Here is a 12,998-nt window from a genome sequence, read left to right on the forward strand (position 1 = left end):
TCAATCCAACCCAATAACCAATGCCGCATTCGCCCCACCAAAACCGAAACTCAAGTTCAATGTGTTGCGTAGCACGCCCGACCGATGCCCTTCACTGATATAATCAAGGTCACATTGCGGATCCGCATTTTTCAAATTGCAAGTCGCAGGCATCAACTGATGTTGCAGTGCTTGTAAGCAGATAATGGATTCAAAGCTACCGGCGGCGGCAATCAAATGACCGGAATAGGATTTGGTGCTCGACAGTGGCGTGGTATAGGCCGCCTCACCAAATGCCTGCTTAATGGCTTGCGTTTCGTTCAAATCATTAAGCTGAGTTGAGGTGCCATGCAGGTTAACGTAGTCAATTTCATCCGCACTCAACCCTGCCTGCTGTAAAGCGTGTTGGATAGTTTTCACGCGCGCCACTTTATCTTCTGCAGGTGCAGTGAAATCAAAAGCATCGGAATAGTTACCGTAACCTTTTATCTCGCCAAGAATGTGAGCGCCACGGGCAATAGCGCCTTCCCGCTCTTCCAAACACAACACTGCCGCCCCTTCAGACAGCACAAACCCGTTGCGATCTAAGCTAAATGGGCAACTGGCTTTACTCGCCTCTTCTTGCTCACGCGCCAGCGCTCCCAAAATATCGATATTCCACACTGCGGCATCACTGCGCAGTGATTCACCCGCCCCAGCCAGCATCATTGTGGCTCGTCCACTGCGGATGATTTCAAAAGCATCACCAATGGCAATAGTCCCGGTGGCACAAGCAGCGATCGGTGAATTCTGATAACCGCGTAATCCCCAATACAAACTACACGCCGCAGTACCGGCATTCGGCATCGACAAGAAACAACCGAACGGTGTGCCCAGTCCAGTTTCTAAATAACCTTCATAGTTATCATGAGTTTCATCCTGACCTGCCCAACCACTGCCGATGATGGTGCCGCAATCGAGCAAGTCGTAGTAATCCGCTGGGGACTTTTCAGCAAATGCCATTGCCATGGCTTCTCGTGCTGCGGCCAGCGCTAATCGTGCATAGCGCGGCAAGCGGCGGCGTATTGCAGCAGGCACCGCTTTCAGATTAGGTTCCGCATCCAACAGGCCAAAAAATCGCGATTTGATGCCCTGTTCGGATTTATCGTAATAACGGTAACCCAATTGGTAATCCATAATCGCTGCCCAGCTTTGCTGCGCGGTCATGCCCATTGGCGTCACACTGCCATAACCGGTGACAACAACCCGGCGCTGTTTGATGCTATTTGTCATGATTTAATTCCTTTACTGTCCCGGCTGTTATCAACACCCCCGCCCAAAGCCAACCACAATTTCATGGTCGCGTTCAGGTAGTTATATTGAAGCTCAAGCAAATTGGTTTCACTGGTCAGCAGGGCATCCTGCGCATCCAGTAAGGTCTGAAATGAGACGGCGCCTGCTTGATATTGGCTATTGGTCAGGCTCAGTCGACGTTGACTGAGTTGCAGGTTTTGCCACTGATTTTGTTTTTGTTGCTGATAACTGAGCCGCGCCGTCATCGCGTCGTCGACATCTTTAAGCGCGCTATAGACCTTGCTGCGAAAATTTACCGCAGCCAATTGCACATCCAACTTCGACTGGTCAATAGTGAGCTGCACGGTGTTCCACTGTAAGAAAGGCAGTGCGCTATTAACGCTCAGCGTCCGACTAGGGTTGCTGAACCATTGTGAGAAGACAGCGCTGCCCGCATCCAGCGAGGCCCCCAACGACAGTGTTGGATAGAAATTCAGTTTCGCGACATCCGAACCCGCTAATGCAGCACGTAACCGCCACTCGGCGGCTTGCACATCGGGCCGCTGCGCAATCACCTGTAGCGGCAAACTCTCGGCGATCGGCACCTGTTGTTGTAAATCCAGTGCCTTGCGCTCGGCCTGACGATAATCCGGCGCGCGATTAAACAGTAGCGCCATGGCATTACGCGCAGCTTCCCGCTGCTGTTCAAGATTGTGATACTGGTTTTGACGATCCAGTAATGCCTGTTGTGCCTGCAACAGTTCTATTTCACTGGCATCCCCTGCCGCCAAGCGCGAACGCACGATATTAAGTGTGTCTTGCGAGATAGCCAACGCAGCCTGTTGGTAACCCAACTGCTGATTGAATTTAGTAATCTGCCAGTAGAGATCAGCGGTAGTGCCAATCAATGAAAGTGCGGTTTCCTGACGATCTTGCTCAGTGGCATTGACCAGCCAGGCAGATTGCTCACGCGCACGAGCCAGTTTGCCCCACAAATCCAGCTCGTAACTCAAGCCAAATGAGGTGCTATAACTTTCTCGCGGTTGAGTGTTTTCATTCAATGAGCGAGTATTGCTGCCGGTGCCCGTTAAGGTGACGCTCGGGTGCAAATTGGTATTAGTTAACCCCGCCGTCAAACGTGCCTGTTGTAATTTCAATCCGGCGGCAGCCAGATCGTTATTACTGAGCAACATGCGGTTGATGCTTTCAGACAATTGCGGATCATCGAAATTTTCCCACCAGTGCACACTGTGGTGCAGATAACCGCCACCACTGTCTTTAACTCGCCATTCGTCAGGTACTGACAGCATTGGCCGCTGATAGTCACTTTTCAGTAACGAGCCGCAACCGGTGAGTAGTAGGATAATTATCCCGGCGTTAATTAATTTGATCATTCTCGTGCCAGCGCCTCGGTTGGATGTAAACGCGCGGCATTGCGTGCAGGGAAAAAGCCAAATCCCAAACCGATAAGCGCAGAGAAACTACAGGCCAAGACCAACGGCGGCCAAGTGAAAACCATGGTAAAGGTCTGAGTCACCGAAGAGAAAATCACCCCTGCCAGCGCGGAACCCACAATACCAATCAGGCCACCAAGGGTGCAGATGACCACAGCCTCAATCAAAAACTGGAGCATGATGTCGCTCGGACGTGCACCTACGGACAGACGAATACCAATTTCATGGGTGCGCTCTGTCACGGACACCAACATAATATTCATCACACCTACCCCCCCCACCAGCAGAGAAATTGCCGCTATGGAGGTGATCAGCAGTGTCATGGAGTCAGACGTTTTCTGAATCGCCTTGCTCATCTGGTCATTGTTCAGAATAAAAAAGTCCCGCTGACCATGAGCCTGCTCCAGTAGCTTTTCGACATCATTTTGCACGTCATTAAGGTTGTAACCTTCACGCACCCGCACCGCTATTGACTCCAGTGGAATATCCCCTGAAATACGCTCGGTCAGAGAGGTGTATGGCATCCAGGCAGCCAATAATCCGCCGAATGACGAACCGCCGTGCTTGGCGACCCCCATGACGCGTAATGGAATGCCACCGAGTTGCACGATTTCGCCTATTGGGTTTTCCCCTGCGGCAAATAGTGTGTCACTGAGTTCCGGTTGTAAAATGACCACCGGCTCACGCGCATTTACATGGTGCTGGGTAAAATCTTCACCCACCGTGAAATTCAGTCCTTTCACCTGAAAATAGCCATTGCTAACCCCAGAGAGCGACACCATCACTTGCTTATCACCACGTACTGCCGTCACCATTTTGCTTACCACCGGTGACAAACTATCGACATAGGGTTGGCGGCCTAACAGCTCGACATCTCTTTGCGAAAGTGCACGTTCAAAGTCTGGGCGAGGTTTATCCCAACCCAACCCAGGGCGAATGTCCAGATTACTGGTTCCCAGCTGGCTGATTTCGTTGAGAATTTCCTGTCGCGCACCTTCCCCTACGGCCATTGAGGACACCACCGAAGAGATGCCGATAATAATGCCTAGCATCGATAAAAAAGCACGAATACGGTGCCCCAGTAGTGAGCGCCAGGCCATTTTGATAGCCTCTCTAACACTCAACCACCAGTGCGGGCGACCCGTGGCGACCGTGGCGGGCAGTGCGGCGTTGACCGCCGCCGCGCCGATGGCTTCATTATTGTTATCGGCAATAATTTCACCGTCGCTTATCTCGATAATACGCTGTGCCTGATTGGCGATATTGCGGTCATGGGTCACGATAATAATGGTGTGCCCGGACTGATGCAGGCCGTGCAAAATCCCCATTAGCTCCTGCCCACTGGCACTATCTAGCGCACCGGTCGGCTCATCAGCCAAGATAATACCGGCACCATTCATCAGCGCGCGGGCAATACTGACTCGCTGCTGTTGCCCGCCAGAAAGCTGTGCCGGTTTATGTAGCAAATGTTGACCAAGACCTAAACGGCGCAGCAGATAAGTGGCGCGTTCCTGACGCTCGGCCATACTCATGGCGGTATAAAGCGCGGGGATCACCACATTTTCAGTCGCTGTTAAATACGGCATCAAGTGATAGCGTTGAAAAATAAAACCGATATATTGGCTGCGTAACTGCGCAAGTTGCTCGCTGCTGGCCTGACGCGTCGGGATGTCATGAATCGACATCTCCCCCTGCGTCGGTTTATCTAAGCAACCAATAATATTCATCAGCGTTGATTTACCCGAGCCGGAAGCACCAATAATCGCAACCATTTCACCGCGATGAATCGACAGTGAGATATTCTTGAGCACCGCAACTGACGCAGTACCGGAAGCGAAATGGCGATAAATCCCCTTGAGTTGGATCAACGGGTTACCGTGGATGTCACCGGGATGAACCGTATTAACGTCCATTGCTCACTCCCGATGGCGTGCCCATCAATACCACCTGATCACCTGGTTCTAGCCCCTCTTTGACCTCGGCATACTGCGCATCGCGCAGCCCCAGAGAGACCCAGCGCACCCGCTTCTGTTTGTCTTTGATAATCTGGACTTGATAGCGTTTATTCGCGTTTGGTGCTAAACCAGATTGCGGTGCACCGAGAGCCGACAATGGCACGCGCAGCACATTTTTAGCTTGTGCGGTAATAATGAAGACCTGTGCCGTCATTGATGTGCGCAATAGCCGCTCATGGTTAGCAATGCTGAATATGCCGTTGTAATAAACCGCAGAAGGCTGTTGGTTGTTTGCTTGCCCAGAACTCTCTTCGCGTAAGCTGTCTGCGGACGCTTCCTGAATGGCATCCATCTGGCTTTCGTAGCGACGTTCAGGATCAGCTACCACATAGAACCACAGCGGTTGCCCAGCATGGACTTTGAGTATGTCGGTTTCTGAAATGCGTGTTTGTACCGTCATGGTATCGACATTGGCCAATACCAGAATGGTCGGCGCAGTCTGTGAGGAAACAATAGTTTGCCCCTCTTTGGTGACGATCCCCAGCACTTCACCATCAATCGGTGCCAAAATACGAGTAAAGCCCAGATTGGCTTTTGCGGTTTCCAGTGCCATTTGGCTTTGTACAATTTGAGCGTCGTTAACATGCAATTGTGCTAACTGACTGTCATATTGCGCCTGCGCTTTTTCCAGCGTACTTTTTACACCAGATCCCTCTTTTGCCAGCGTCTGTTGACGACGAAACTCAAGCAGATATTGGCGCAACAATGCCGCCGACGCCTGTTTCTGCGCCTGCGCACTTTGTAATTCAGCCTCTGATTTACGCAATTCGTTTTGCTGCAAGGTCGGGTCAATTTCAGCCAACAACTGACCACGAGTGACGCGGTCGCCCTGTTTGACATACAGCTTGGTTAACTGCCCATTGACCTGTGCGCCCACATTGACCTGCAATGAGGGCTTTAAACTGCCGGTTGCCATAACATTGCGTTCAATATCCCCACGACTAATTGTTTCGGTTAACGGTGGCGTATCTTGCGAACCGCCCGATAACAACAGTGCCGCCAGTGCGCCAATCGCCAGCAAAACGATAACTAATAGGGCGAGTGATAGCCGCTGCTTCTTGTTCAACATGTTAATACGCATCAGTTAACCGCCGCAGGAGTGAGGTGAGCGGAGGCCACAGGTTGAATGCAGCGAACCAGTTGGCCATCATTTAAGCGGAAAACTCGGTCAAACATCGGCAGCACGCTTTCACTGTGAGTGACAGTGATCAATGTTTTTTGGTATTCGCGGCAATGGGCCAATAACGCCTGCATTACCTGCTGGGCGGTATTTTCATCCAGATTGGCGGTGGGTTCATCCAATACCAAAACCGGGCAATCACTGTACATGGCGCGAGCCAGTAGTAGCCGCTGGCGCTGCCCTAAAGAGAGTGCGGCATGGCTTTCACGTACCAACGCACTGAGACCACCGGGTAATTTATCGATGACATGGGCCAATTGCAGCCCTTGCAGCGAACGTTCAATACGCTGGCGTTTGCTGGCGTCTAGATGCCCATCAAACAAAGTGATGTTTTGTAATACCGAGGCGTTGAACAGAATATCTTCCTGACTTTGCAGGAAAAACAGCGAATGAGCCTGCTGGAAATCCACCGGTTCACCATCCACGATCACTTGCCCTTGCTGTGGTGGCATCAATCCGGCCATCACTTTCAGCAAGGTACTTTTTCCAGCACCGGACTCACCGACAATCGCCACGCTTTGTCCACGCGTCAGAGACAGTGACAAGTCACGTAATACCGGCTGACGGGCATCATAGGCAAAGCGAAGATTCTGATAAACCAACTGATGGTTAAACTCCGGTGGTGCTTTGGGTACCGCAGAGCTTTTTTCCGGGGCCGATGACTGCCCTGCGGGGAACAAATCGCGCGCGCGAATATCAATTACGTGCAATTGGTTCTTCTGCAAAATGGCATAGAAGATTTTGGTGATGTAAGAGGTGAAAATTTCACGCACAAAACTGTAGGCAAAAAACTCGCCCAAACTCAATGTGCCTTGCTTTAACAATGGCAACGCCAGCAGCATGAAGAACACCATTTCCAAACTGCCGATGAGCTGATAGAGGCTATTTTTGACCTGGTCGTAGATTTTCTTCTTCTGTAATGCGGTAAATAATGACAGCGCCAAACCGGCGAATACCCCTTGGCGTTGGCTAGATAAACCGGCAGATTTAATGGTGGAAAACCCCTGAATGGTTTCCAGAATAAAATCACTTTGCTCGGCACCTTTCACCTGTAACTGCTGGGTGTAATAGCGGTCACGGTAGATGGCCCAAATACTGATAAGCCCCATCAGCATCACACCAATAGCCGATACCATCGCCAACAATGGACTCATATAACACATCACGGCCAATGCAATCGCGCCGATTATCCAGTCAGTCCGCAGGCCATTATCCAACTCAATTTTTTGTGTCGCGGCCATTTGCCAGTTTGAGAACCGACTGAAGATGTCACCAGGCGCCCGCTTATCAAAGAAGTTAAGCGAGTGACTAAGTAATCGGGAGAAACCCGCCACACTGTTCAGCACCACAAAATGTTTAATATAGCGCTCGGTGATATATCGCACGGCAAAAGCCAGTGACGTCGAAACCACAAAGGCTAAGAGAAAATAGAAATAGGGAAAATCTTTATCGCCAGCGGAGGAAAATACGTCATTAATGGCGCTACTGACCATCGTCGGCATAATAAACAGCGTCAGGGAGATCAAAAATGCCAGCGTCATCAGCCAGTAGATCCCTCGGATATTCGCCGTCTCCTTCAAGCTCATGCAGTCGAGCGCACTGAGTCGTTTACTGTGTTCGATTTTTTTCACCGCGTCTGAGTCTGCTGGCGTGTCAGGATCCAGTACTAACGCATAACCGCTGATTTCTGCTTTTAAAGCATCCATGGGTAGCAGTTGCTGCCCAATCGCGGGGTTCATGACGCAGACATAGTTGCCTTGGCGATAAGCAAGCAGCACATAATGGTTGGCACCATAATGCAAGATAGCCGGCAGCGGTAAAGCCGACAGCTCTTGATGTTCAAACACCACTGGGTAAGCCGGTATGGCCAGCTCAGATAAAATAGTACAAAGCGTGGCCAGAGATGTGCCATGCCCTGAGGCAGGATAACGCTCACGCAAGCTTTCCAGCGGGGCATTGATGCCTTGGGTCTGTGCCAGCATCGAAATACAGGCCAATCCACATTCATTGGTTTCGCTTTGAAAAACGAGCGTTGGGATTATCTTTTCCATTTTCTACTATTCTTCGTAAGTGACATTATTCATTAATAAAAAACAATGAATGTGAGTGCCATAACAGCCAGTCTTGTGGGTGCTGCGTCATTGATATTTCAATCAATTCAGGGAGTCTTTTTTTCACTTCCCGAGCATTAAGCGATGGATAAATATGGATTTTTATTCCTTTGTCGTAATACAGATAATAAAAAACCACTTGCGCTGAAAGTGCTCTGGCAAGACGGATAATGCCACTGTGTAAATTGGCCGGACGACTGAACAGATGACAGGGCATTTTTGCCGTTTCTGTCGTCTGGTTATTGATGGTGTAATCCGGCGTAATATCCGGAAAAATCATAATATTTCGCTTATGCTCTGCGGCTTCCATAATGGCATCCATCAGGTTGCCAGCAATGGCACGGCTATCTGCATGAATAGAGCAATAAGAGATATTCACCCCACCCATTTGCCGAGCCTGCTCTTCATAAGCTTCTGCGCTAGCAGAGACCACCACCGTCGCCTGGCCGGGATACGCGCCTGCGCCCACCATCCCTGCAAGCACATCAGAGACCATATGTAACGGTGCCAAAATAACTGGCGAACCGGCCTCGTGCAGTGCTTTAACGTGACTGTCTAATTGCTCGGTGCATGCAGCCAATTGCGCTAAAACACGCCGATTTTGTCCAAAAGTCGCGGCTAATTCCAATATCTGACGGCGCTGGGCGGTACGGATAAAGTTCCGTGCCGATGGGCTTTTCTGACCGTTCAACAAGCACTGGCTATTGGCCTCGGCCACCAGAGCCAGATTCTTCTGCTGGCGTGACGACAAACCGAAAGCCCGGCGCAAAGCACCGAGCATCAGTAAAAAGCGATAATCACCGTGCCGTAATATCCCGATAGCCAGTTTGGCCTTCAAGCGGGCAAATACCTGCCCACTGAAAGCCAACTTATCCAACTGGTTTCTCCAGGCGAAATAACCCCATACGGCTAACAGTCTCATTATTTCTCCAGCGCCTTGTCGTGCTCGAGTAATGACAAGAGGTGATCCGAGAACGCAGGGAATTCACGATCCTGTAACGCTATCCATTTTTTGCCGACAATGAAGGTTGGCGTCGCATCAACGTTGTAATGGGCGGTCACCGCAGTCATATAAGCAATCAGTTCTTTAACCTGCGCTGACTGACTAACTTGCTGATATTTAGCGACATCAATGCCATTGGCTATCAGCCAAGCTTCAAGCTTGCTGTTATCGCTAAAATCGATGTTGTCTTCGAGTACCGCTTTGTAGGCGCTCGCCCGATGCTGAGATTCAATACCCATCACAGATAAGGTGGCAAACATCGGTGCAAAACGCCCCAAACCGGTCGTCTTATCACTGCTGATATGCAGGCGAACAAAACGAGTACCTTCTGGCATGCGACGTTCTAATTGGGCGACATTATCTTCGTTAATGGCACAGTAATGGCAGCCATAAGAGAAGATTTCGATGATGCTTTTATCATCTTTAATCGGGCTATTTTCGATTTCACTACTACTAATAGAAAACAGGCTTTCCTGCGGATCCTGATTGAGCACGAAATAATGGAAACAGGCCGTTGTTATCAATGAAGAAATAATAATAACTAACAGTGTGTAGCCTATGAAGAATCCCTTACTTCTAAACAGACCTTTTTGGGCAGCCCCATTATTTATAGACATAGTAAGTTGTATTCACAATCAGGGTTCAGGTAAGACATAAACAGGGTCAAATCACCGTTATGTCCGAGAAATAACATCTTTAACATTCATCTAATGCGAAAATTCTTGAATTTAAGCATCGGTGACATAATAAAAAAATAAATCAGGCAAGCACAGCAACTCACCCCGTACTTGCCTGTAGGGTATCGTTAAACATTAATAAAATTAACGAAGGCTTAATTTGCCATGCCCAAAATAAATCGAGTTGCAGGAAAGCGACAAGCTAGATAATTCCGATGAACTTACTGTGGTAAGTGATTCGGATTATTAAGCGTAGCCAACGTACATGCAGCTTGAAATAAGGCGGGTATATCTTAACGGCAATTTGCTACGCTAGTTGGTGCAGCAGTGCGGCTAACAACTTTACCGTGCTTGTCAGTACAAGTAGTAATAGCTTGGCAAGTCAATGTGGTGCTACCAGTCAGCCACTCATAAGTATCTTTACAAGTTTGACCAGTACCGCCAACGATTGTATTGGCATCAGCCATGTTCATTTTTTTCATGAGAAACCCTTTAAAAGAGAATAAAAATTTATAGCCTATTATTTAATAGCCCATTGAAGTATGCGTTTTGAATATTAGGTAAACCCTGACACTCAATTAATCCAACGCAGAGAATTTATACTACATTAACAAAGATAATTACAGCAAAAATAACATTTATTTATTCTATAATTAATGCATAAATAAATACCACGAGGGTTCGCTGCCATATTTAAATAACAGTAAACAAACCTCGCTTTATGAATATAAAAATAATAAAACTAAAACGCTATTTTATATTCATAATAATTATGCACTCAACCGGTGAGTGCATATATATCTGAGTTTAAAGATACGACATAATCACAACTCCACTGCCACTAAACGTACCAGCATCAGGTAATGCTGCCGCGTGAAGTGTTGATTCAATCAAGAAAGAGGTATTCCCGACATTACCCGTGACTGTCACACCATTGGATAAATCTTGCCCAGAAACTTTTAATGTCGATGTGAGATTGCCATTTTGTCCCATAGGGATGCTTTTGCCCCCTACCAAAGTCAACTTCAGCGATGTTGTGGCAGTGCAGTTGATGATTAATGGTTCACTTTTTATTGCACCATCAACAGTTTGTTGGTTAAGCGAACCATAATTGATATAGACATCACCCGTAATATCACAAGTTTCTGGTGTGGGTGGAACTGCACCACAATAAGAGCCTGGGATGGATTGACCGGTAAAGTTAATATCATTACTGCCTTGCCAATACATGACACCAAAGCAAGTGCCCGCCGCGCGCAATTGGTTTGTGGTTGTCGTTGCCCAACTACCGGAGGTGCCATTTTGAGCAATAAATGCCGTTCGCATATCTTGGGCGGTTGCGCCACGAGAAACAATGACACGCGTTGAGGCATAAGAGGGGTTCGCGCACAATTCATCAATATCACTTGAATAGTGACATATTGCGACAGAACAAGATGTGGAATTACAAAGTACCCCGGTTAATTCTTCGCTCGGCCACGAAAAAGTTCCTTGATATTGAGCCCCTACTCGCGTCTGTGTCGAAACCCAAGCACTGGCCTGGCTATAAAGCGGCAATAAGAATAACCCGCAAGCGATTAACCCACCAAAAAGATGACTTAACCGTATAGCCGGCTGCTCTATTTGTTTAAGTTCCATGGTTTATGTCCATATATTAATAGTATCAATCTGCCGCATATTAATAATATTGCAGGTTAAAAGTGGCGACTGCACTGAACTCACCGCGTTTAATTGTGCGTTGAGTTATTGCTTGAGGTTCACCCCGCACATAGGCTTTTAAGGTGATAATATTATTACCCGCAGTCAGCCCAATATCGTCACTGGATTGATTTAATAGCAAAGGCTTACCGGCCAATGTTTCAAGACCAATACCGATACCAACATCATTACCATCGACGGCTAATAACCCCGGCAAATTAGCGTTATCATTACCCGTGAATATGATATTAGCTGTCGTCCCTAAACTGACGTCACAATCAACCAAATGTATTTGAAACTGTTTGCCTAAAGTTCGTTGATTCGAATAAAGATATTTATCGACCACTGTACCAAAGTTCAAACTAATGGCTTCATCACCTGGACGAATCGTGCAAGGTTCAGCGACTAATGCACCATGAAAACGCATATTGTCTACCGCGGATACTGGCAGGGTCCCAATAATATGCAGAACCAATGCGCTTAAAATATAACGTCCATGGCGTGTCAGCAGATTTAAATTAGCCATCATGTTATCCTATTGGTAATCCACTAATAACGTAGCGGTAGCCTCAAAACTCCCTTCACTTAATGTCGCGCCCGTCGCTTGGACAGGAACTGCCTGAAGCGTCGGCGGATTATTTTTGTCATAAGCAATCCGTGTATTCAGTGTGAAAGGGGCGCCATTTCTCAGTATACGAATGCCCAGATCGGGGATATTGGTTTGTATTGCAGAGAGATCAAATGTGGTAACAGATGCACTCACTATCGTCAGACCTAATTCCAAGCTGCTGCTTACCGCTTCGCACGTCACACTGTAAGGCACGGTCTGGGTATAATTAATTCCATCAATTTTCTTCACCCCCAGATTTTCACCAAAGGGCACATCAATGGTATTTCCACCGCTGATGACACAAGGCGGCGGGTTAATTAATGTGCCGGAAAACTGCATATTGTCCGCATGTGCTAACGAACTGCTGAAGGCCAAAAACATAGCGACGGTACAGCACGAAGTGAGTGAATTCATATTCATTACTGGTACTCCACAACCAAGGTCGCTGTGCCGGAAAAATATCCTGTGCTTAACGTCGAATTTATCTGCTTAACCGGTACTGCCTGTAATACAGGGACAGCCGGGTAGGTAAAATTAAATTCGCTATTCAGCGGCAATTCCTGACCACTTCGCATCAATTTGATCCCCAGATTCGCATTACTGGTTCTCAGAACGGCGGTATCAAAACTCGCCCCATTGCCCTTGATGCTCATTTTCAGCGCATTGGTTGCCGCCGCAGTACAGTCCAAGGTGTAGGTCACTGGCTTCATATACTGAATACCATCAATATTTGACGTCAGGAGATCATCACCAAAGTCGACGTTAATGTTGTTATTGCTGTTAATGACGCAAGGTGGCGCTGCAAAAATATTGACCGAGACCGTCACCGTCGCCGTCTTATTTAATGCCCAAACTGGGCTGCTAAATAATGTCGTCGTTGCTACGATGGCCGTCATCCCAATCATGGCTTTCATGACCATCGGGGTCAGCCGGGTAACTATTCCCTTACAAACAACAGCCATCCCATATTCCTTATTGCTATTATGACCCCACGAAAGC

General features: G+C 48.1%; 12 protein-coding genes. All 12 read right to left on the reverse strand.

The features are described 5' to 3' along the window. Nucleotides 1-1,251, reverse strand: coding sequence for a beta-ketoacyl-[acyl-carrier-protein] synthase family protein (locus ACIOG0_RS17515; protein ID WP_050100313.1), 1,251 nt, complete (start codon nt 1,249-1,251; stop codon nt 1-3). Then, nucleotides 1,248-2,645: an efflux transporter outer membrane subunit gene (locus ACIOG0_RS17520; RefSeq protein ID WP_050100314.1), complete on the reverse strand. Its 1,398-nt coding sequence runs from the start codon at nt 2,643-2,645 to the stop codon at nt 1,248-1,250. The genes ACIOG0_RS17515 and ACIOG0_RS17520 overlap by 4 nt, the downstream gene beginning before the upstream one ends. Next, nucleotides 2,642-4,618, reverse strand: a complete 1,977-nt coding sequence (locus ACIOG0_RS17525; protein ID WP_128451261.1) for an ABC transporter permease — start codon at nt 4,616-4,618, stop codon at nt 2,642-2,644. Before ACIOG0_RS17525 ends, ACIOG0_RS17520 begins: the two co-directional genes overlap by 4 nt. After that, complete coding sequence (locus ACIOG0_RS17530; protein ID WP_050140510.1) at nt 4,608-5,801, reverse strand: efflux RND transporter periplasmic adaptor subunit; 1,194 nt, start codon at nt 5,799-5,801, stop codon at nt 4,608-4,610. The genes ACIOG0_RS17525 and ACIOG0_RS17530 overlap by 11 nt, the downstream gene beginning before the upstream one ends. After that, nucleotides 5,801-7,951 carry a peptidase domain-containing ABC transporter gene (locus ACIOG0_RS17535; protein ID WP_050100316.1) on the reverse strand — a complete coding sequence of 717 codons (2,151 nt, stop codon included), beginning with the start codon at nt 7,949-7,951 and terminating at the stop codon, nt 5,801-5,803. The genes ACIOG0_RS17530 and ACIOG0_RS17535 overlap by 1 nt, the downstream gene beginning before the upstream one ends. Before the next feature lie 25 nt (nt 7,952-7,976). Next, nucleotides 7,977-8,933 carry an ABC transporter gene (locus tag ACIOG0_RS17540; protein ID WP_128451262.1) on the reverse strand — a complete coding sequence of 319 codons (957 nt, stop codon included), beginning with the start codon at nt 8,931-8,933 and terminating at the stop codon, nt 7,977-7,979. Next, nucleotides 8,933-9,631, reverse strand: a complete 699-nt coding sequence (locus ACIOG0_RS17545) for a DsbA family protein (protein WP_080985795.1) — start codon at nt 9,629-9,631, stop codon at nt 8,933-8,935. The genes ACIOG0_RS17540 and ACIOG0_RS17545 overlap by 1 nt, the downstream gene beginning before the upstream one ends. Nucleotides 9,632-9,984: 353 nt before the next feature. Beyond that, a complete protein-coding gene (locus ACIOG0_RS17550) occupies nt 9,985-10,173 on the reverse strand; it encodes a DUF4762 family protein (RefSeq protein WP_050100319.1) in 189 nt (62 codons plus the stop codon). Between the two features lie 325 nt (nt 10,174-10,498). Further along, nucleotides 10,499-11,329, reverse strand: coding sequence for a hypothetical protein (locus tag ACIOG0_RS17555; RefSeq protein WP_050100321.1), 831 nt, complete (start codon nt 11,327-11,329; stop codon nt 10,499-10,501). 40 nt (nt 11,330-11,369) lie between these two features. Then, nucleotides 11,370-11,915 (reverse strand): fimbrial protein, encoded by a 546-nt coding sequence (locus ACIOG0_RS17560; protein WP_050295864.1) that lies wholly within the window; start codon nt 11,913-11,915, stop codon nt 11,370-11,372. Between the two features lie 9 nt (nt 11,916-11,924). Next, nucleotides 11,925-12,419, reverse strand: a complete 495-nt coding sequence (locus tag ACIOG0_RS17565; RefSeq protein ID WP_128451263.1) for a fimbrial protein — start codon at nt 12,417-12,419, stop codon at nt 11,925-11,927. After that, a complete protein-coding gene (locus ACIOG0_RS17570) occupies nt 12,419-12,961 on the reverse strand; it encodes a fimbrial protein (RefSeq protein WP_050100327.1) in 543 nt (180 codons plus the stop codon). The genes ACIOG0_RS17565 and ACIOG0_RS17570 overlap by 1 nt, the downstream gene beginning before the upstream one ends. Nucleotides 12,962-12,998: the final 37 nt, after the last annotated feature.

This window comes from Yersinia vastinensis (assembly GCF_044905075.1).
Classification (GTDB): Bacteria; Pseudomonadota; Gammaproteobacteria; order Enterobacterales; family Enterobacteriaceae; genus Yersinia; species Yersinia vastinensis.

Coding starts and splice junctions, on each gene's coding strand:
- ACIOG0_RS17515 (WP_050100313.1), bottom strand. CDS start 1,251: ATGACAAATAGCATCAAACAGCGCCGGGTTGTTGTCACCGGTTATGGC.
- ACIOG0_RS17520 (WP_050100314.1), bottom strand. CDS start 2,645: ATGATCAAATTAATTAACGCCGGGATAATTATCCTACTACTCACCGGT.
- ACIOG0_RS17525 (WP_128451261.1), bottom strand. CDS start 4,618: ATGGACGTTAATACGGTTCATCCCGGTGACATCCACGGTAACCCGTTG.
- ACIOG0_RS17530 (WP_050140510.1), bottom strand. CDS start 5,801: ATGCGTATTAACATGTTGAACAAGAAGCAGCGGCTATCACTCGCCCTA.
- ACIOG0_RS17535 (WP_050100316.1), bottom strand. CDS start 7,951: ATGGAAAAGATAATCCCAACGCTCGTTTTTCAAAGCGAAACCAATGAA.
- ACIOG0_RS17540 (WP_128451262.1), bottom strand. CDS start 8,933: ATGAGACTGTTAGCCGTATGGGGTTATTTCGCCTGGAGAAACCAGTTG.
- ACIOG0_RS17545 (WP_080985795.1), bottom strand. CDS start 9,631: ATGTCTATAAATAATGGGGCTGCCCAAAAAGGTCTGTTTAGAAGTAAG.
- ACIOG0_RS17550 (WP_050100319.1), bottom strand. CDS start 10,173: ATGAAAAAAATGAACATGGCTGATGCCAATACAATCGTTGGCGGTACT.
- ACIOG0_RS17555 (WP_050100321.1), bottom strand. CDS start 11,329: ATGGAACTTAAACAAATAGAGCAGCCGGCTATACGGTTAAGTCATCTT.
- ACIOG0_RS17560 (WP_050295864.1), bottom strand. CDS start 11,915: ATGGCTAATTTAAATCTGCTGACACGCCATGGACGTTATATTTTAAGC.
- ACIOG0_RS17565 (WP_128451263.1), bottom strand. CDS start 12,419: ATGAATATGAATTCACTCACTTCGTGCTGTACCGTCGCTATGTTTTTG.
- ACIOG0_RS17570 (WP_050100327.1), bottom strand. CDS start 12,961: ATGGCTGTTGTTTGTAAGGGAATAGTTACCCGGCTGACCCCGATGGTC.